This window comes from Pseudomonas sp. Z3-6, from assembly GCF_051131985.1.
Taxonomy (GTDB): Bacteria; Pseudomonadota; Gammaproteobacteria; order Pseudomonadales; family Pseudomonadaceae; genus Aquipseudomonas; species Aquipseudomonas zanjanensis.
The window spans coordinates 2,237,738-2,254,711 of sequence record NZ_CP071644.1 but is presented as its reverse complement, the minus strand read 5'-3'; the positions used below and the strand labels follow the sequence as shown (position 1 = coordinate 2,254,711).

The window sequence follows — 16,974 nt, the reverse complement described above, 5'->3', positions numbered from 1 at the left end:
GAGGCTCGTCGAGCTTCCGTCGTGGCAGAAATAAATATGACATCCAGCACGTGCTGCCGAAATCTATCACCATTACTTCGCCACTACGAGCCCGAAGGCAGGCTCTGGCCTTTCTACGAAAATTAGCATTTCGATGTTTAGCAAAACGTATTGATTTATTGTTTAGCTTTTGCTAATTTTAATTCCACTCCCTCGCCACCCAGGCGACCGAGAAACCAATCCATCTTTTTGCAAACGCCAATAACGCGGCCGGGATTCGTTCGGCCTGGAGAAAGTGATGCCCCCTAAACGCTTATCAGCGATGCGCCTGTTTGAGGCGCTGACGTTCATGTTCTTCTACGTCGCGCTCACGGTTGCCTGGTTTGGCTTTGCTGCGCCGGAAATGGTCAGCAGCCCGTCCACCAGTGCCGTACTTGTAGGGTTCGCAGGCTCGGTCCTGTGGCTCATCTGCACCACCTGCGTCGTCATCCACATCCTCAACAAATGGCATTCAGCCAAAAACACGGAGAAACAACCATGAAGCGGTACGACTCCCGCACCGCCGACAAATTTGTGGTGCGCCTACCAGGCGATATGCGGGCCGATGTCGAGGCACTGGCTGTGTTCGAAGACCGCAGCATGAACAGCGTGATTGTCCAAGCAATCCGAAACCACCTTGACTGCAATCGACGCCAAGGGCTGATGCTGGATGCGCTGGCCGATGCACTTGAGCGGGCCGTTCCAGGACAGGAAAGGAACAACCCCGGCACAGATCCGCGCGACCTTTCCATTAAAGCCAACCCTGTCGACTCCTTCGTCGAAGAAACGGAGGCGCAGCCATGACAGCCACAACACCCAGTGACGGCCGGATTGCTCTTCAGAGCGAGTTCAACCAGCTCGGCTCCCGCCTGGTTCGGTCAGGCCATGCAAGAGCCCAGCACAACGCTCAGCGAGCTGATGCTGCTGGCCCAGGCATGTGGGATCAACCTCAAGTTGCGCATGGCGGCTGAATCGGAGGGACGATCAGATGGCTAAAACAGTCCTGCGCGTCCGCTTGGGCGCCACATCGTTTTACCTGAACACCGAATCCTCCTCTCCAAGTACCGGACACAGAAACAGGTACCGCCTGTTCAAGACCGATAACTACGGGCGGGACAAGCTGGGGTGGATACAGGTCGGCTCGACGGCGGGCCAGGAACTCGTTGCATTCGATACTGATCGGGCCAGATTCGAGGCGTGCGAGAAACTGTTCTTGAGCAAGAAGCCTCATCAATACGGGCAGTACGGCGATATACGCGGTCAGCCGGGTAAATGGGAAGGTGAGGCGTTCCCGCTTCGCGTGACGAATAGGCCATGACGCGACACAAATCGCGAATATCGAACACGTGTCGCAAGACAAATCCGAAGATAGAGCCGAGCACGGTCCGGAGCATCATCATGGCGAAAGTCATTGCCCAAATTACGATAAAGCTCCCCCGCCTCATGGAGGTGAGCGAATACAGGAAGCTGCGCTACGTCGGGGGAAAGCCTAGCGTGCAGCAGCTAAAGAAATGGATTGAGGAAGGCGAAGTGGCAGGAGAAGTGAAAGGCGGGATGTATTTTGTGGACGTCCAGGCCGCAGTGATGGGCTCTACTGATCCGCTGCTGGCCCAGATGATGGAGATCGGTTGATGGCTGCCCGGCCGCGCACACTGAAAAACAGGAAGTTACCGCCAAACCTCTACCCCAACGGGAAGTATTGGCGGTATCGCAACCCAATCACCGGACTGATGACGAGCATCAATCGCCCTATAGAGGAGGCAATAAAACTAGCCCGGGCGGCAAATTTGAAACTGGCGGCGCTCGTTGTGGACGATGGCGCGCTGCTCACCCTGCTTACGGGTGATCGCCTGCCGACTGTCAGCAACCTGCTGCAGCGCTTCCACGATGAATGGCTGGTGGATAAGGGCTACGCCGCTCGCACCCTGGAAGAGATCAAATTCAAGATCGAGCGCTACCGGCAGGACCTTGGAGATAGGCTTATCGGGCAGATGGACGTGCTGGCTATGGCCGAGTATCTGGACCAGTTCAGCAACAACGCCTACACCAAGCACCGGGGGCTGTGGGTGCAGATATTCGCGTTTGCCGTGGCCAAGGGCCTGGCCGAGCGAAATAACGCCGAGCTGACTCTGGTGAAAAAGGAGGCGGAGAAGAAGCGGCAGCGGCACACGCTGGAGGGGTTGAAGTCGATCATCGACGCGGCGACCACGCCACCCTGGCTGAAGCGAGCAATTCGCCTGGCGCTGACCAGCCTACAACGGCGCGAAGATATCGTGACATGGCTGAAATCAGCTGCAGACATGGAGAAAAACACTCTGACGGTATCGCCCGGCAAGACCCAGGGTTATGACAACCCCGTCCACCTGAAAATCAAGATGGGCGCCGCGCTCCGGGAGGTGGTTGGCGAGTGCCTGCGTTCGCCTCTGGCTTCGCCTTACCTGATCCACTACAAGCCGAAGGCGCGCCGGCGCGAGCAGATCGACGCGAAAGACCATTGGACCTCAGTAACGCCTGACTACCTGACCAAGGAGTTCAGCAAGGCCCGAGACGCGGCACACGCCTACGACCATGTGCCGTCCGGCGAGCGCCCCACTTTTCATGAGATCCGCGCTTTGGGCGCATGGTTGTACGAGCAGCAGAATTTCCCACAGGAGTATATCCAGGCGCTGCTGGGCCATGCGGATGAGAAAATGACCAGGCACTACCAGGAGGGGCACGGCAACAAGACAATTGAGTACGTCGAGGTGGGAGCCGAATTGGCGTTGTGAGGTGGGGGTTTTGCAAAAGTTTTGCAAAAGTTTTACAAATCGCAGACAACAAAAAAGGGCCCACCTTTCGGTGAGCCCTTCTAGACCGCCCAGCAGAGCGGATTTTGTTTGGTAGGCGCGATTGGACTCGAACCAACGACCCCCACCATGTCAAGGTGGTGCTCTAACCAACTGAGCTACGTGCCTGCTGTGAGGCGGCATTCTACGGAATTCCGGAGGGGTGTCAACACCTTTTTTTCACCTAACCCTATGAATATGCAAAATATTTAATTTCCCTACCGCAACGAAGAATCGGGGGTGGCTGGCGGCCGATTTTTATCTCGGGTAGGATCGTCGCATTCGTAAAAAATATAAAACAGAGGTTCCAGAATGACGAACACATCCTACCCAGCGTCCTATTACGCCGCATCGGCCAACCCGGCGCCGTCGCGCCCTGCCCTGCAGGACGATGTCGAAACCGATGTGTGCGTGATCGGTGCGGGGTATACGGGGTTGTCTTCTGCGCTGTTTTTGCTGGAGAACGGTTTCAAGGTCACCGTGCTTGAGGCGGCCAAGGTTGGCTTTGGCGCTTCGGGTCGCAACGGCGGGCAGATCGTCAACAGTTATAGCCGCGACATTGATGTGATCGAGCGCAGCGTCGGTCCTCAGCAGGCGCAGTTGCTGGGCAACATGGCGTTTGAGGGTGGACGGATCATTCGCGAGCGGGTGGCGAAGTATCAGATTCAGTGTGATCTGAAGGACGGCGGTGTATTCGCCGCCCTGACCGCTAAACAGATGGGCCACCTGGAGTCGCAGAAGCGTTTATGGGAGCGTTTCGGTCATACCCAGCTGGAACTGCTGGACCAGCGGCGCATTCGCGAGGTGGTGGCTTGCGACGAGTATGTGGGCGGCATGCTCGATATGAGCGGCGGGCATATTCATCCGCTCAACCTGGCGCTGGGCGAAGCGGCGGCGGTGGAGTCGCTGGGCGGGGTGATTTATGAGCAATCGCCCGCGGTGCGCATCGAGCGTGGCGCCAGCCCGGTTGTGCATACGCCGCAGGGCAAGGTGAGGGCCAAGTTCATTATCGTGGCCGGTAACGCTTACTTGGGCAACCTGGTGCCGGAGTTGGCGGCCAAGTCGATGCCTTGTGGTACCCAGGTGATCGCCACCGAGCCGTTGGGCGATGAGCTGGCTCGTAGCCTGTTACCACAGGATTATTGCGTTGAAGACTGCAACTACTTGCTCGACTACTACCGTCTGACAGGCGACAAGCGTCTGATCTTCGGTGGTGGCGTGGTATATGGCGCGAGGGATCCGGCGAACATTGAGGCGATCATTCGGCCGAAGATGCTCAAGGCGTTCCCGCAGCTCAAGGACGTGAAGATCGATTACGCCTGGACCGGCAATTTCCTGCTGACGCTGTCGCGTCTTCCGCAGGTCGGGCGGCTGGGGGATAACATTTATTATTCCCAGGGCTGCAGCGGTCACGGCGTGACGTATACGCACTTGGCGGGCAAGGTCCTGGCCGAGGCGCTGCGTGGGCAGGCTGAGCGTTTTGATGCGTTTGCGGACCTGCCCCACTACCCCTTCCCCGGCGGTCAGTTGTTGCGTACGCCGTTTGCGGCGTTGGGGGCTTGGTATTACGGGTTGCGGGATAAATTGGGGTTCTGAGGCCACCTACAACAAGGGCTGCTACGCAGCCCAGCGGGAGCAAGCTCCCTCGCCACGGGGTTTGTTCCAATCTTTCAAATCCCGAAAACAAAAAACCCCGGTCTTTCGACCAGGGTCTTTGCTATCGACTAGAAGGAGCTTTGCAGCTTTCTTCCTAGCTTCAAGGCGTTCAGTGGGCCTCGAAGCAGATATGGCGCAGCGGACGGGACTCGAACCCGCGACCCCCGGCGTGACAGGCCGGTATTCTAACCGACTGAACTACCGCTGCGTATCGCTATGGACTTGCGTCCAGTTAACTCGTCTGATCAAAACCCTTGGGTCTGGATCTCGAACCAGGCGAACCTGCTTCGGAAAATATGGCGCAGCGGACGGGACTCGAACCCGCGACCCCCGGCGTGACAGGCCGGTATTCTAACCGACTGAACTACCGCTGCGCGTCGGTGGAGGCTTTTGACAGCTTCCGTCTTGCTTTCGCAAAACTCTCGTAAAACATGGTGGGTGATGACGGGATCGAACCGCCGACATTCTGCTTGTAAGGCAGACGCTCTCCCAGCTGAGCTAATCACCCTTTGCTTCGTTGAGGCCGCGAAATTTACGCAGGTACCGAAGCTAAGTCAATAGCAGCGTTGGATTTTTTTCAATAACAGTTTCAAGCGGCAAGCGCCAAGCTACAAGTAAAAGCACCGGACCCGCACCACGCTGCTTGCAGCTTAAAACTTGCCGCTTGCAGCTGCCCCTCACTCATAAATCATTTTCTTGGTCATGCCACCGTCCACCACGAACTCCTGCCCCGTGACAAAACCGGCATTGCGCGACAACAGCCACGCCACCATCGCCGCTACGTCCTCTACCGTACCGACCCTGCCGGCAGGATGCTGGGCGTGATCGGCGTCGGTCAGGGGTTGCGCGCGACGTTGGGACGGATCCCGTGCATCGATCCAGCCGGGGCTGACAGCGTTGACCCGGATCTCCGGCCCAAGGCTGATCGCCAGGGCATGAGTCAGGGCCAACAGGCCGCCCTTGCTCGCCGCATAGGCTTCGGTGTCGGGTTCCGATTGCGCAGCGCGGGTCGAGGCCAGGTTGACGATGGCGCCGTTATGGGCGCGCAGGTACGGTGCGCAGTGCTTGGCCAGCAGCATCGGCCCACCCAGGTTCACCGCCAGGACCCGATTCCAATAAGCCAGGTCCAGGCTTTCGAGGGTGATGTTGTGCGGGTCGGCGATTGCCGCGTTGCACACCAGCGCGTCCAGCCGCCCGAACTGTCCAAGCACCTCGGCGATACCGGTGGCAACCTGCCCTTCATCCGCCACGTCCATGGCAATGAACCAGGCATTGTCACCCAGGCTCTTCGCCACCCTGGACCCGCGCTCGCGATCCAGATCCGTCAGCACCACCTGCCAGCCTTCACAAATAAGCCAGGCGGCAATGCCCAGGCCAATGCCCCGTGCGGCGCCCGTAACCAGTGCAACCCGGCCATGAGTGCCGCTCGGCGGCGTAGCCAGCTCGATCACAAGGCTGCCAACCCGCGGGCCAGATCGACTTGCAGGTCCGCCACGTCTTCCAGGCCGACCGCAACGCGGATCAGGCTGTCACGAATACCCGCCGATTCACGTTCCTGGGGCGACAGGCGACCGTGGGACGTGGTGCTCGGGTGGGTAATCGTGGTCTTGCTGTCGCCCAGGTTGGCGGTGATGGAAATCAACCGGGTCGCGTCGATGAAGCGCCAGGCGCCTTCCTTGCCGCCCTTGACCTCGAAGCTCACCACCGCACCAAAACCGCGCTGCTGACGCAAGGCCAGGTCATGTTGCGGATGGCTCTTGAGGCCGGCGTAGTGCACCTTCTCGATGCCGTCCTGTTGCTCCAACCACTCGGCCAGTGCCTGGGCGTTGGCGCAATGGGCTTTCATGCGCAGGCCGAGGGTTTCCAGGCCCTTGAGGAAGATCCAGGCGTTGAACGGGCTGAGGGTCGGCCCAGCGGTGCGCAAGAAGCCCACCACCTCTTTCATCTGCTCGCCACGACCGGCCACCACGCCACCCATGCAACGGCCCTGGCCGTCGATGAACTTGGTTGCCGAATGCACCACCACGTCCGCGCCCAGCTTCAGCGGTTGCTGCAGCGCCGGGGTGCAGAAGCAGTTATCGACCACCAGCATGGCGCCCTTGGCGTGGGCGATCTCCGCCAATGCGGCGATGTCCACCAGTTCGGCCAGGGGGTTGGAAGGCGACTCGACGAAAAGCAGCTTGGTATTGGCCTTGATGGCAGCATCCCAAGCGGACAGGTCCGCCAGGGGCACGTAGTCGACTTCCACACCGAAACGCTTGAAGTATTTTTCGAACAGGCTGATGGTCGAACCGAAGACGCTGCGCGATACCAGCACATGATCGCCGGCACTGCACAGGCTCATCACCACGGCCATGATCGCGGCCATGCCGGTGGCGGTCGCCACGGCTTGCTCGGCGCCTTCCAACGCGGCGATGCGTTCTTCGAATGCACGCACGGTCGGGTTGGTGTAGCGCGAGTAGACGTTGCCCGGCACCTCGCCGGCAAACCGCGCCGCGGCGTCGGCGGCGGTGCGGAACACGTAGCTGGAGGTAAAGAACATCGGGTCGCCATGTTCGGCTTCCGGTGTACGGTGCTGACCCGCGCGAACCGCCAGGGTATCGAACGCTACGCCTTCAAGGTCGCTGTCCAGCCGACCGGCATCCCAATCCTGACTCATGCTGCCACTCCTGTAATCGGTTAAACGCAAACCGGCCCCTCGGGGCCGGTTGGTGACTCAGTTGTTGTACAGATCGATGATCGCACTGACCGCCTGGGTCTTGGCCTTGGACGCATCGTTACGCGCGTTCTCGATCCTGTTCAGGTAGACCTCGTCGATGTCGCCGGTGACGTACTTGCCGTCGAATACCGCGCAATCGAACTGCTCGATCTTGATCTTGCCGCCGCCCACCGCTTCGATCAGGTCCGGCAGGTCCTGGTAGATCAGCCAGTCGGCGCCGATCAGGTCGGCCACGTCCTGGGTCGTGCGGTTATGCGCGATCAGCTCGTGGGCACTCGGCATGTCGATGCCGTAGACGTTCGGGTAGCGCACGGCCGGGGCCGCAGAGCAGAAATACACATTCTTGGCGCCGGCTTCACGGGCCATCTGGATGATCTGCTTGCAGGTGGTGCCACGGACGATGGAGTCATCCACCAGCATCACGTTCTTGCCGCGGAATTCCAGTTCGATGGCGTTGAGCTTCTGGCGTACGGATTTTTTCCGTGCGGCCTGGCCCGGCATGATGAAGGTCCGGCCGATATAGCGGTTCTTCACGAAACCTTCGCGGAACTTGACGCCCAGGTGGTTCGCCAGTTCCAGGGCCGCGGTGCGGCTGGTGTCCGGGATCGGGATGACCACGTCGATGTCGTGTTCCGGACGCTCGCGCAGGATCTTGTCGGCCAGCTTCTCGCCCATGCGCAGGCGCGCCTTGTAGACCGAGATGCCGTCGATGATCGAGTCCGGACGCGCCAGGTAGACGTGTTCGAAGATGCACGGGGTCAGGGACGGGTTGGTCGCGCACTGACGGGTGTGCAGCTTGCCATCTTCAGTGATGTAGACCGCTTCGCCCGGGGCCAGGTCGCGGATCAGGGTGAAACCCAGCACGTCCAGGGACACGCTTTCCGAGGCGATCATGTACTCGACGCCTTCGTCGGTGTGACGCTGGCCGAACACGATCGGACGGATGCCGTGGGGATCGCGGAAACCGACGATGCCGTAGCCGGTGATCATCGCCACGACTGCGTAGCCGCCCACGCAACGGTTGTGCACGTCGGTCACGGCGGCGAACACGTCTTCTTCGGTCGGCTGCAGCTTGCCGCGCTGGGCCAGCTCATGGGCGAACACGTTGAGCATCACTTCCGAGTCGGAACTGGTGTTGACGTGGCGCAAGTCAGACTCGTAGATCTCCTTGGCCAGCTGCTCGACGTTGGTCAGGTTGCCGTTGTGCGCCAGGGTGATGCCGTAAGGCGAGTTGACGTAAAACGGCTGGGCTTCAGCCGACGTCGAGCTGCCCGCGGTCGGATAGCGCACGTGGCCGATACCCATGTGGCCGACCAGGCGCTGCATGTGACGCTGGTGGAACACGTCACGCACCAGGCCGTTGTCCTTGCGCAGGAATAACCGGCCGTCATGGCTGGTCACGATACCGGCAGCGTCCTGGCCGCGGTGCTGGAGCACGGTTAGCGCGTCATACAGCGCCTGATTGACGTTCGACTTACCGACGATACCGACGATGCCACACATGCGACGCAACCCCTACTTAATGGATCTGAACTGAACACACTTACTGCGGCGTTTTGGCCGTCGGCAAGAGGTGTTCCTTGAACGGTATTTCAGCGGGTACGCTGATACCGCTGGCAAGCCACTGACTGCTCCAACCCAGGATCAGGTTTTTGGACCAGTCTGCGACCAATAGAAATTGTGGCACGAGCCGGGACTCCTGCCACCACGTATCCTGCTGTACCGGCCCCAGGCTCAAGAGCCCGACGGCCACAACCACCAGCAACGCGCCACGCGCCGCGCCGAAGGCCATGCCCAGGAACCGGTCCGTCCCGGAAAGCCCGGTGACGCGAATCAGTTCGCCGATCAGATAATTGATCATTGCGCCCACCAGCAAGGTGGCGATAAACAAGATGGCACAGCCCGCGATCACGCGGGCCGAGGGAGTTTCGATGTATCCGGCGAGGTACTGGGACAGCGAACCACCAAACATCCAGGCGACGACTCCCGCGATGATCCAGGTCAGCAGCGAGAGGGCTTCCTTGACGAAGCCGCGGCTCAGACTGATCAATGCGGAGATGGCGACGATCGCAACGATCGCCCAGTCAACCCAGGTAAATGGCACGGTGCAGCCTACAGACGGATAAGGCGGCGCATTTTAGCAGAGCGCAGGGCTGTCGGTAAGCTGCGTGATTCAAATCAGCTAAAACGCTGTCAGCCGCGCTCTGGCTGGAAGCGCACCACGAAACCCTTGAGGTTCTGCTGGCGGCTGAGCAGGTCACGCAGGCGGTCGGCCTCGGCGCGCTCGATCAGCGGACCGACGAACACCCGGTTCTTGCCATCGGCGGAACGGATATAGGCGTTGTAGCCCTGGCTGCGCAAGGTTTTCTGCAGGTTCTCGGCACTTTCGCGACTGGTCAGGCTGGCCAGTTGTACCGACCAACTGACCGACAGGCCATTGGCATCCACACGGCTCTGGGTCGTGTCCGGCTTGGCCGGAGCAGCGGTGATCGGCTGGCTCGGGGCCGGCTTGACCGCCGGCGTCGCCGGAACAGGCACGGGTGCGACAGACGGTTTGCTTGGCGCGGCGGGAGCCGGCGTGGCAGGCGCAGGTGCAATCGGTGTGGAAGGCACAACAGGTTGCTCAGCCAGTTCCTCGTCGCTTGGCACAGGCTCTTGAGGCAACGCCTGGGGCTCAGGCACGACCACGGGCTCGACCTGTACGGGCGGCATCGAAGGCGCCTGGGGCGCGGCTGGCGCGTCGACCGTGACCTGGCGCTGCTCGTCCTGACGGGAAAACAGCATCGGCAGGAAAATCACCGCCAGGGCCACCAACACCAGGGCCCCGACCATGCGCTGCTTGTACGCCTTATCCAGCAATGCCATCTGCAGCTTCCTCCGTGGAGCGCCGGGCCAACCATTGAAGGGCCTCGGCAACACAAAAAAATGATCCGAACAGCAGGATTTCATCATCGGCCGTCGCCAGGGCACACTGCCCTTCCAGGGCGGCGGCTACGCTGGCGTAGGCTTGCACTGGAGCGCCATGACGCTGCAAAGCGCCGTGCAACTCAGCGGCCGTACGCGTGCGCGGCGAATCCAGCGGCGTCACCGCCCAGTGCTGGACACTAGCATTCAACGCCTCGACAACGCCATCCAGATCCTTGTCGGACAGCAGTCCGAACACCGCCAGGCGCCGCCCTGCCACGGGCCGTCGCGCCAGGCGCTCGGCCAGGTACTGCGCCGCATGGGGGTTATGGCCGACGTCCAGCAACAGGTTCAGGCGCTTGCCTTGCCAATCGAACTGACGGCGATCAAGGCGCCCGACCACACGGGTCGCCTGCAACGCCTGGACAATTTGCCCGGCTTCCCAGGGCAAGCCGAGCAACAGGTAGGCCTGGAGCGCCAGCGCGGCGTTTTCCATCGGCAGGTCCAGCAGTGGCAGATCGCGTAACTCCACCGGATTGCCGCGCGGGTCAGTGCCGCGCCACTGCCAATGCTGTTCGGTCATCGCCAGGTCGAAATCCCGCCCACGCAGAAAGAACGGGCAACTGAGCTCGCGGACCTTGTCCAGCAATGGCTGGGGAGGATTGAGATCGCCACAGAGTGCAGGCGCTCCCTGGCGAAAGATGCCGGCCTTCTCGAAGGCCACGGATTCGCGGGTATCGCCCAGGTAATCGGCATGATCCACGCCAATGCTGGTGACCAGTGCGATGTCGGCGTCCACCAGGTTGACCGTGTCCAGGCGCCCGCCCAGGCCGACTTCCAGCACCACGGCATCGAGACCGGCACGGGCAAACAACCAGAACGCCGCCAGGGTGCCCATCTCGAAATAGGTCAGGGTTGTATCGCCTCGCCCGGCTTCCACCGCGGCAAAGGCTTCGCACAGCTGGGCGTCCGTGGCTTCGACGCCGTTCACCTGCACCCGCTCGTTGTAGCGCAGCAGATGTGGCGAGCTGTAGACACCGACGCTCAGCCCCTGGGCCCGCAGCAGCGAGGCCACGAAGGCGCAGGTCGAACCTTTGCCATTGGTGCCGGTGACGGTGATCACCCGGGGTGCCGGCTTGGCCAGTCCCATGCGGGACGCTACCGTTCGCGAGCGCTCCAGCCCCATGTCGATGGCTGTTGGATGCAACTGCTCGAGGTAGGCAAGCCAGTCGCCCAAGGTGCGTTGGGTCATAGCCCGGCAGGCACTGGCGGAACGACGATCGGCTCGATCGGCGCGGCGACGAACTTCGGCGTCGGCAGCCCCATCAGTTGCGCCAGCAAGTTGCCCAGGCGCGGACGCAGCTCCTGACGATGGATGATCATGTCAATGGCGCCGTGCTCCAACAGGAATTCACTGCGCTGGAAGCCTTCCGGCAGTTTTTCACGCACGGTCTGCTCGATCACACGCGGCCCGGCAAAACCGATCAGGGCTTTCGGCTCGCCGACGATCACGTCGCCCAGCATCGCCAGACTGGCGGAAACACCACCGTAGACGGGGTCGGTCAGCACCGAAATGAACGGAATGCCTTCTTCACGCAGACGCGCCAGCACCGCGGAGGTCTTGGCCATTTGCATCAGGGAGATCAGTGCTTCCTGCATCCGCGCACCACCGGAAGCGGCGAAGCAGATCATCGGGCAACGGTTTTCCAGGGCATGGTTGGCGGCGCGAACGAAACGCTCGCCGACGATGGCGCCCATGGAACCGCCCATGAAGGAGAACTCGAAAGCCGATACCACCACCGGCATGCCCAGCAAGGTGCCGCTCATGGACACCAGGGCGTCTTTTTCACCGGTCTGCTTCTGGGCAGCGGTCAGGCGATCCTTGTACTTCTTGCCGTCACGGAATTTCAGGCGATCCACCGGCTCCAGGTCGGCGCCCAGCTCCACGCGGCCTTCCGCGTCCAGGAAGATATCGATACGGGCACGCGCGCCGATGCGCATGTGGTGGTTGCACTTGGGGCAAACGTCCAGGGTCTTTTCCAGCTCGGGACGGTACAGCACCGCCTCGCAGGAGGGACATTTATGCCACAGACCTTCAGGCACCGAGCTTTTCTTCACCTCGGAACGCATGATCGAAGGGATCAGTTTGTCTACCAACCAGTTGCTCATGCTTTCTTTCTCCAGTACCGGCGGCCCGAACGCTCTGGTTCGCGGCCCCGCGTATGCCCTTGAGCTAAATTCATTGTGCGGCGAGGGTCGAACGGCCACCACGGTCAGCGCGAAACATGACCTGCCTGCAGCCCAACCTCCTCTGCCATCCCGGCAACCGCTGCACCGCGGTTGCCCCTACGCTATCGGCCCACCCGAGGGCGGTGCCTGCCTGCTTTGTACAGTGCAGGTATGGACGGCGGCAGTCTGCCAGCCGTCACATTGACTACTGGCTGTTGCGAACAGCAGCCAGGAATGCACGAACCTTTGCCGGATCCTTGATGCCCTTGCCCTGCTCCACCCCGCCACTCACATCCACCGCATACGGACGAACCTGGCGAATGGCCGAGGCGACGTTTTCCGCCGTCAAGCCACCGGCCAGGATGATCGGCTTGCTCAGCCCTTGTGGCACCAGCGACCAATCAAAGGCTTCGCCGGTACCGCCGGGCACGCCTTCCACATAGGTGTCCAGCAAGATGCCGCTGGCACTGGCAAAGGCTTCGCAAGCGGCGGCGATGTCGTCACCGGCCTTGACCCGCAACGCCTTGATGTACGGACGATGCCAGCCTTCGCAATCGGCCGGGGTTTCATCGCCATGGAACTGCAACAGGCCCAGCGGCACCGCATCGAGGATCTCACCCAGCTCGCAACGACTGGCATTGACGAACAACCCTACCGGGGTCACGAACGGTGGCAGGGCCTGGATGATCGCCCGCGCCTGCTGCACCGTCACCGCCCGCGGGCTCTTGGCGTAGAACACCAGCCCGATGGCATCGGCCCCGGCCTCGACCGCCGCCAACGCGTCCTCGACGCGAGTGATCCCGCAAATCTTGCTGCGAACGACCGGCATGGTGGCTAAAACCTCGGGCAAATCCTTGAAAGTCCCGGATGGTAACAAATGCTGCGGAGGGCGTCAGCCGTCAAGTTCCGAGAAGCCCGTGAGGAAATGTGGCCCGATGTAACGCTCTGGCAGTTCGAATTCATCGCGATATTCGACCTGCACCAGATACAAGCCAAACGGGTGCGCCGTGACGCCACCGGAACGGCGAATGCGACTGTCGAGCACTTCCTTGATCCATTCCACCGGCCGCTCGCCGGCACCAATGGTCATCAGCACGCCGGCAATGTTGCGCACCATGTGATGCAAGAAGGCACTGGCGCGGATGTCGAGCACGATCATCTTGCCGTGACGGGTCACCCGCAGGTGATGCAACTCCTTGATCGGCGACTTGGCCTGGCACTGGCCGGCACGGAAGGCGCTGAAGTCGTGGACGCCGACCAGGTATTGCGCGGCCTCGGCCATGCGCTCGACATCCAGTGGGCGGTGGTTCCAAGTGATCTCTTCGTTCAGGTGCGCCGGGCGGATCTGGTCGTTGTAGATCACGTAGCGGTAACGCCGGGCGATGGCCTTGAAGCGCGCGTGAAAATGCGCCGGCATCACCTTGGCCCAACTGACGCTGACGTCGTGGGGCAAGTTGATGTTCGCGCCCATGACCCAGGCCTTCATCGAGCGCTCGACCTGGGTGTCGAAATGCACCACCTGGCCACAGGCATGCACACCGGCATCGGTACGGCCAGCGCAATGCAGCGACACGGGTGAATCGGCGACTTTGGACAGTGCGTTTTCGAGGGTTTCCTGCACCGTCAATACACCAGACGCCTGGCGCTGCCAGCCACGGTAGCGCGAGCCTTTGTATTCAACGCCCAGGGCGATCCGGAAAAAGCCGTCGGCCGCCATTTCGGCGGCCGGGTTGTCTATGTTTGCCAAGGAATTACAGCCTGCTGAGGTACGCAAAGGCGGGCATTATAAGGCCGGCTGGGCGGGATGCCAGTGCAATAGATGGCCCTGTGGTGAATGGAGTGACACCATCGTCGGATCGCCGCCCGAAGCAAGCTCGGCTCCCACAAGGATTTGTTAACGCCGCAAACCAATGTGGGAGCGGGCTTGCTCGCGAAGACGGCGGTACAGTCAACATTGATGTCGCCTGACACATTGCCTTCGCGAGCAAGCCCGCTCCCACACCTATCGGCTTAAACCCGACAATCTCACGCCAAGCGCGACAACATCTCCTGCGCTTCGCTCTTCTGGGTGGCGTCGCCTTCGCTGAGGACTTCGCCGAGGATGTCGCGGGCGCCGTCATTGTCGCCCATGTCGATGTAGGCCTGGGCCAGATCGAGCTTGGTCGCCACCTCATCGGTGCCGCTGAGGAAGTCGAAGTCCGGTTCGTCTTCAGCGCCAACCAGGGCATCTTCGGCGGTGAACGTCGGCTGGCCCAGGCTGTCGGACAGGCGATCCAGCTCGGCGTTGACATCATCCAGCTCGGACTCGAAGGCATCCTTGGGCGCATCGTGCGCATCCATTTCGTCCGACAGGGACAGATCGAAATCCGCCGGCAGCTCAAGATCGTCGGCTGGCGTATCGGCCAAGGCCGGCGTTTCAGTCGCAGGCACATCCAGGCCCTTGAGGTCGTCGTCCAGGTCCAGCAGGAAGTCTTCATCGTCGAGCGCAGGGATCGGGGTCGGCGCATCGGCGCCCAGGTCCAGGTCGAATTCCGACAAGTCATCCAGGCTTTCGTTGGCCTCGGTCTGCTGCTTGAGCACCGATTCGAAGCTCAGGTCGTCGTCTTCCGGGAACGCGTCCAGTTCGGCGACAGGCTCCGGTGCCGGCGCGACCGGGGTCGTCTCCAGGTCATCCAGGCTCAGGTCGAAGGCGCTGTCCAGCTCCTCATCGGTCGGCGATTTGTCTTCCAGCAAGTCCTTGACGTACTGCGCGTCCAGTTCTGCAGCAACGGCCGCAGCGGCCAGGCCAGCGGTGGTCGCGACCACCATGGCCGGGAAACGGCTTTTCAGCTGTTCGACCTGGGCGAAGTTGTCGCCATTGGCCACCAATTGGCGTTCCTGGGCGACAAAGGCGTCGCGGTCGCCCTGCTGACCGTAGACTTCCATCAACTTCAGGCGCAGGTCGCTACGCTGGGGTTCGGCCTTGATGCCCTGTTCGAGCAGGTCGGCAGCCTGGTTCAAGCGGCCGCGGTCGATATGGGACTGGGCCTGGGGCAGCACGTCGTCGGAGCGCTCGGCGGCCGGGGCCACCAAGGGCGCGGCGATAGGCGGCGTGACCACCACGGGCGCGACCACCGGGGCCGGCTTGGGCACTGGTGCAGGAGCCGGCGCGGGTTTTGGCTCGAGTTTTACGCTAGGCGGTGGAACATCAATGCCCTCGAAGCTGCTCGGGGGCAGATCGAGCTCCGGGGAGAAGTCAGCCTCCTCCTCAAGGGCCCGGGCCATGCGCAAGTGTTTTTCCGCTTCCTGCTGGGCCTTGCGGCGACGGGCGAGCAACAACAGCAGCAACAGCAGGAGCAGCGCGCCACCGCCAATCAAACCCAACAGGATCGGATTGGTCAGGAGGTCATTGTATTTTTGCTCGTTGGACGCGGCAGGCGTCGGCTCGACCGCTGTGGCAGGCGGGGTCGCTTCCGGGGCCGGCGTGGGTGCAGCTGCCGGGGCCTGTGGCGCTGGCGCAGGGGTCAACTCGGCGGACATCGCCGGGGGCACCTCGCCAACGGGTGCCTCGCCAGCCGGAGGAATGGCGGCGCCTTCGGCCTGCATCTTCGCCAGTTGATTGTTCTTCAGCTCGATCAGGCGCTGCAGCTTGTCCAGTTGGCTCTGCAGATCCGCCATGCGGCTTTTCAGTTCCTCGTTATCCCGGCGCGCCGAATCGAGGCTTTCCTGGGTAACCGCCAGCTTGTTGGAAAGCGCCTGCGCATCGCCGGCAGCACCCTTGCCGCCCACCTTCGCCGCATCGGCCGACACCAGGCTCAAGTTGTCGCGACCGGCCGCCTGGGCCGGCGCGCCTTCACCACGGCCACGCTTGGTGGCGTCCAACTGCTGCTTGCCGGCACCCGCCACGCCACGCCGTCCCGAGCGCCAGGCGGCGTTCTGCGCCGCCACTTCGGCGATGGCCTGGGGTTGCGGCAACGCTGTGCTTTGTACCGGGTCAGGCAGGCGCAACACCTGGCCGGTCTTGAGCAGGTTGATGTTGCCATTGATGAACGCGTTCGGGTTCAACGCCTGGATCGCCAGCATGGTTTGCTGGACCGATCCACCGTTGCGCACCTTCGCGGCGATTTCCCACAGGGTATCGCGCGGCGTGGTGGTGTACTGGGAAGGCTTGGTGGCCCCGGTGACCGGCGTGGACACGACCTGGGGCGGTTTCGCCCGGGCGGCATCGGCGGCCTGTGGCGAGAATTTGGATGGGTCGAGCAGTACGCTGTAGTCGCGCAACAGGCGGCCGTTGGGCCACATCACTTGCACCAGGAACTTGACCATCGGTTCGGACAACGGCCGGCTGGACGTGACCCGCAGGACACTCTTGCCGTTGGCGTTGATCACCGGGGTGAAGCTCAGGTCGCTGAGAAAGGCTTGGCGATCAATGCCCGCCTTGGCGAATTCTTCGGGTGGAGCCAGGCTCGGCACCACTTCGGCGGCAGTCAGTTGCTGGACATCGAGCAGTTCGATTTCGGCGACCAGGGGCTGGTTCGGCGGCGACTTGAGGGTCAATTCCCCGAGCCCGAGCGCTTGCGCCATACCGGAGGACAGCGCCGAGGCGGCCGCTATTGCTAACACCAGTTTGCGAACTTGAACCAT

16 protein-coding genes and 4 tRNA genes are annotated in these 16,974 nt (G+C 61.8%); 6 read left to right on the top strand and 14 right to left on the bottom strand.

The features are described 5' to 3' along the window. The first annotated feature begins 277 nt into the window (after positions 1–277). From J3P88_RS10190 to J3P88_RS10170, 5 genes are all read left to right on the top strand, one after another. The gene (locus J3P88_RS10190) at positions 278–520 is read left to right on the top strand and encodes a hypothetical protein (RefSeq protein WP_434574989.1); all 243 of its coding nucleotides are present in this window, start codon (positions 278–280) and stop codon (positions 518–520) included. Continuing rightward, the gene (locus J3P88_RS10185) at positions 517–822 is read left to right on the top strand and encodes an Arc family DNA-binding protein (protein ID WP_434574987.1); all 306 of its coding nucleotides are present in this window, start codon (positions 517–519) and stop codon (positions 820–822) included. Before J3P88_RS10190 ends, J3P88_RS10185 begins: the two co-directional genes overlap by 4 nt. A 184-nt stretch (positions 823–1,006) precedes the next feature. Further along, a complete protein-coding gene (locus J3P88_RS10180) occupies positions 1,007–1,336 on the top strand; it encodes a hypothetical protein (RefSeq protein ID WP_434574986.1) in 330 nt (109 codons plus the stop codon). Positions 1,337–1,416: 80 nt separating this feature from the next. Beyond that, positions 1,417–1,650: a hypothetical protein gene (locus J3P88_RS10175; RefSeq protein ID WP_434574984.1), complete on the top strand. Its 234-nt coding sequence runs from the start codon at positions 1,417–1,419 to the stop codon at positions 1,648–1,650. Then, positions 1,650–2,786, top strand: a complete 1,137-nt coding sequence (locus J3P88_RS10170) for a tyrosine-type recombinase/integrase (protein ID WP_434574982.1) — start codon at positions 1,650–1,652, stop codon at positions 2,784–2,786. Before J3P88_RS10175 ends, J3P88_RS10170 begins: the two co-directional genes overlap by 1 nt. A 109-nt stretch (positions 2,787–2,895) precedes the next feature. On the opposite strand, the gene J3P88_RS10165 is transcribed toward J3P88_RS10170, so the two are convergent. Beyond that, positions 2,896–2,972: transfer RNA gene (locus J3P88_RS10165), tRNA-Val, on the bottom strand. Between the two features lie 183 nt (positions 2,973–3,155). Between J3P88_RS10165 and J3P88_RS10160 the strand changes: the two genes are divergently transcribed. Next, entirely contained in the window at positions 3,156–4,439 is a 1,284-nt protein-coding gene (locus tag J3P88_RS10160) for an NAD(P)/FAD-dependent oxidoreductase (protein ID WP_186707447.1), read from the top strand. 191 nt (positions 4,440–4,630) lie between these two features. Here J3P88_RS10160 and J3P88_RS10155 read toward each other — a convergent pair. The 13 genes from J3P88_RS10155 to J3P88_RS10095 all read right to left on the bottom strand — a co-directional run bounded on the left by J3P88_RS10155 (position 4,631) and on the right by J3P88_RS10095 (position 16,974). Further along, positions 4,631–4,707 (bottom strand) — tRNA-Asp (locus J3P88_RS10155). 89 nt (positions 4,708–4,796) lie between these two features. After that, a tRNA-Asp gene (locus J3P88_RS10150) sits at positions 4,797–4,873 on the bottom strand. Between the two features lie 58 nt (positions 4,874–4,931). After that, a tRNA-Val gene (locus J3P88_RS10145) sits at positions 4,932–5,007 on the bottom strand. 169 nt (positions 5,008–5,176) lie between these two features. Next, positions 5,177–5,950, bottom strand: coding sequence for an SDR family oxidoreductase (locus tag J3P88_RS10140; RefSeq protein WP_434574980.1), 774 nt, complete (start codon positions 5,948–5,950; stop codon positions 5,177–5,179). Then, positions 5,947–7,158 carry an O-succinylhomoserine sulfhydrylase gene (locus J3P88_RS10135; protein ID WP_186707445.1) on the bottom strand — a complete coding sequence of 404 codons (1,212 nt, stop codon included), beginning with the start codon at positions 7,156–7,158 and terminating at the stop codon, positions 5,947–5,949. The genes J3P88_RS10140 and J3P88_RS10135 overlap by 4 nt, the downstream gene beginning before the upstream one ends. 57 nt (positions 7,159–7,215) lie before the next feature. Next, positions 7,216–8,721, bottom strand: coding sequence for an amidophosphoribosyltransferase (gene purF, locus J3P88_RS10130; RefSeq protein WP_186707444.1), 1,506 nt, complete (start codon positions 8,719–8,721; stop codon positions 7,216–7,218). A gap of 40 nt (positions 8,722–8,761) precedes the next feature. Next, a complete protein-coding gene (locus J3P88_RS10125; protein WP_030142022.1) occupies positions 8,762–9,322 on the bottom strand; it encodes a CvpA family protein in 561 nt (186 codons plus the stop codon). Positions 9,323–9,411: 89 nt separating this feature from the next. After that, positions 9,412–10,083, bottom strand: coding sequence for an SPOR domain-containing protein (locus J3P88_RS10120; protein WP_186707443.1), 672 nt, complete (start codon positions 10,081–10,083; stop codon positions 9,412–9,414). Further along, on the bottom strand, positions 10,067–11,374 hold the full coding sequence (gene folC / locus J3P88_RS10115) for a bifunctional tetrahydrofolate synthase/dihydrofolate synthase (RefSeq protein ID WP_434574977.1): 1,308 nt from the start codon (positions 11,372–11,374) through the stop codon (positions 10,067–10,069). The genes J3P88_RS10120 and folC overlap by 17 nt, the downstream gene beginning before the upstream one ends. Further along, the gene (gene accD / locus J3P88_RS10110; RefSeq protein ID WP_003179765.1) at positions 11,371–12,291 is read right to left on the bottom strand and encodes an acetyl-CoA carboxylase, carboxyltransferase subunit beta; all 921 of its coding nucleotides are present in this window, start codon (positions 12,289–12,291) and stop codon (positions 11,371–11,373) included. The genes folC and accD overlap by 4 nt, the downstream gene beginning before the upstream one ends. Before the next feature lie 265 nt (positions 12,292–12,556). After that, a complete protein-coding gene (locus J3P88_RS10105) occupies positions 12,557–13,180 on the bottom strand; it encodes a phosphoribosylanthranilate isomerase (RefSeq protein ID WP_434574975.1) in 624 nt (207 codons plus the stop codon). Between the two features lie 63 nt (positions 13,181–13,243). Further along, positions 13,244–14,068, bottom strand: a complete 825-nt coding sequence (truA, locus tag J3P88_RS10100) for a tRNA pseudouridine(38-40) synthase TruA (RefSeq protein ID WP_003203852.1) — start codon at positions 14,066–14,068, stop codon at positions 13,244–13,246. A 308-nt stretch (positions 14,069–14,376) separates the two neighbouring features. Then, positions 14,377–16,974 (bottom strand): FimV/HubP family polar landmark protein, encoded by a 2,598-nt coding sequence (locus tag J3P88_RS10095; RefSeq protein ID WP_434574973.1) that lies wholly within the window; start codon positions 16,972–16,974, stop codon positions 14,377–14,379.

Bases quoted from the DNA above. Each gene is read 5' to 3' on its own strand.
- J3P88_RS10170 (WP_434574982.1), top strand. From the start codon at position 1,650: ATGGCTGCCCGGCCGCGCACACTGAAAAACAGGAAGTTACCGCCAAAC.
- J3P88_RS10185 (WP_434574987.1), top strand. From the start codon at position 517: ATGAAGCGGTACGACTCCCGCACCGCCGACAAATTTGTGGTGCGCCTA.
- purF (WP_186707444.1), bottom strand. From the start codon at position 8,721: ATGTGTGGCATCGTCGGTATCGTCGGTAAGTCGAACGTCAATCAGGCG.
- accD (WP_003179765.1), bottom strand. From the start codon at position 12,291: ATGAGCAACTGGTTGGTAGACAAACTGATCCCTTCGATCATGCGTTCC.
- J3P88_RS10120 (WP_186707443.1), bottom strand. From the start codon at position 10,083: ATGGCATTGCTGGATAAGGCGTACAAGCAGCGCATGGTCGGGGCCCTG.
- J3P88_RS10105 (WP_434574975.1), bottom strand. From the start codon at position 13,180: ATGCCGGTCGTTCGCAGCAAGATTTGCGGGATCACTCGCGTCGAGGAC.
- J3P88_RS10095 (WP_434574973.1), bottom strand. From the start codon at position 16,974: ATGGTTCAAGTTCGCAAACTGGTGTTAGCAATAGCGGCCGCCTCGGCG.
- J3P88_RS10135 (WP_186707445.1), bottom strand. From the start codon at position 7,158: ATGAGTCAGGATTGGGATGCCGGTCGGCTGGACAGCGACCTTGAAGGC.
- J3P88_RS10175 (WP_434574984.1), top strand. From the start codon at position 1,417: ATGGCGAAAGTCATTGCCCAAATTACGATAAAGCTCCCCCGCCTCATG.
- folC (WP_434574977.1), bottom strand. From the start codon at position 11,374: ATGACCCAACGCACCTTGGGCGACTGGCTTGCCTACCTCGAGCAGTTG.
- J3P88_RS10160 (WP_186707447.1), top strand. From the start codon at position 3,156: ATGACGAACACATCCTACCCAGCGTCCTATTACGCCGCATCGGCCAAC.
- truA (WP_003203852.1), bottom strand. From the start codon at position 14,068: ATGGCGGCCGACGGCTTTTTCCGGATCGCCCTGGGCGTTGAATACAAA.
- J3P88_RS10180 (WP_434574986.1), top strand. From the start codon at position 1,007: ATGGCTAAAACAGTCCTGCGCGTCCGCTTGGGCGCCACATCGTTTTAC.
- J3P88_RS10190 (WP_434574989.1), top strand. From the start codon at position 278: ATGCCCCCTAAACGCTTATCAGCGATGCGCCTGTTTGAGGCGCTGACG.